The following is a 1,626-nucleotide window of genomic DNA, read 5'->3' on the forward strand; positions in this document are numbered from 1 at the left end:
AGCCATGGCTTTGGTGAAAAAAGCAGCCATAGAAAGAATTTTCGGTTTCGAGATTTTAACCGCTCCTTTTGTCGTCGCTCATCTACAATTAGGTTTATTCCTGCAAAGTTTGGGTGTACCTTTAATAGAAGATAGTGAACGAGTCGGGATTTATCTCACTAATGCTTTAACTGGTTGGCAACCTCCCGATGAGGAAAGTAAACAGAAAATTCAACAGCTACAATTAAGTTTTCCGGAGTTAAATAAGGAACGAGAAGCAGCTGATGAAGTTAAGCGCGGTAAACCGATTTTAGTTATTCTCGGTAATCCTCCCTACAATGCTTTTGCTGGAACCAGTCCCGCAGAAGAAGCGGGTTTAGTGGAAGTGTATAAACAGGGTTTAATCTCCGATTGGGGGATTAAAAAGTTTAATTTGGATGAGTTATATGTGCGCTTTTTTCGTTTAGCAGAAAGATGTATTTCAGAAAATGCCGGTAAAGGAGTTGTTTGTTATATTTCTAATTTTTCCTATCTCGGTGATCCTTCTTTTGTGGTGATGCGGCAAAGATTTTTACAAGAATTTGATCGTCTTTGGTTTGATTGTCTCAATGGGGATAGTCGCGAAACGGGAAAGTTAACCCCTGAAGGTAATCCAGATCCTAGTGTTTTTTCTACTCAATACAATAAGGAAGGGATTCGAGTCGGGACAACTATCGGACTAATGGTAAGAAAGGAAGTAAGGAATAAAAATGTTGATGTCTATTTTCGCCATTTCTGGGGAGTTGCTAAACGAGAACAGTTATTAGATAGTTTAAATAATCAAGATTTTGATGCTTTGTATCAAGTCTCTAACCCAGAACAATCTAATCGTTATTCTTTCCGTCCCTCCGATGTTTCCTCTCACTATTTAGCATGGCCAAAGTTAACAGATTTATGTAAAATAATGCCTTTTAATGGACCAGTAGAAAGGAGAGGATTTGCACTTATCTCTGTTGAAAAGCAACTTTTATCAGAACGAATTAAAGCTTACTTTGATAATTCAATAGCTGACGAAGAAATTAAAAAGATTTATCCTTCTTTGATGATGAATGGCAACAGAATTATTGGCTCAGATGCAAGAAAAAAGATATTAGCACAATTTATTTTTAATGAAAATTGTATCGTAAAATATCCTTTTAAACCTTTCGATATTCGTTGGTGTTATCTAGAAAACTTGCGGCCTTTGTTTAGCGAACCTAGCCCAAAATTGCTAGAACAAAAAACTGATAATAATGCTTTTATTATCACTCGTGATACTGCGGATAAATCTCCAGAAGGTTCTCCATTTTATTTTTCTAAGTTAGTTTGTGACTATGATTGTATATCTGGCCACGCAAGACATTTTCCAATTTTACTTAAACCCGAAAGTAAGCAAAAAACACAAAAATATTCAAAGCAACTATTCAATACACAAGAATTTATCGACACCACTCTAACAGCCAATCTTTCAGAAAAATCTCGTCAATACTTAAATCAACTGGGTATTAATAATCTTGATGAAAATATCGAGAATGCCTCCTTAATTTGGCTGCACGCATTAGCGATTGGGTACTCTCCCTTGTATCTTCGGGAAAATGCCGACGGTATTCGTCAAGACTTCCCAAGGAT

1 protein-coding gene is annotated in these 1,626 nt (G+C 36.4%); it reads left to right on the top strand.

Annotated features, from left to right (window positions below; genetic code table 11):
• Positions 1–1,626 (top strand): type ISP restriction/modification enzyme (locus PX484_RS10480; protein WP_353853226.1); only part of this gene is annotated, 1,626 nt, incomplete at both ends.

Origin of the sequence: Microcystis sp. M49636_WE2 (genome assembly GCF_030065375.1) — a bacterium.
GTDB classification, from domain to species: domain Bacteria; phylum Cyanobacteriota; class Cyanobacteriia; order Cyanobacteriales; family Microcystaceae; genus Microcystis; species Microcystis aeruginosa_C.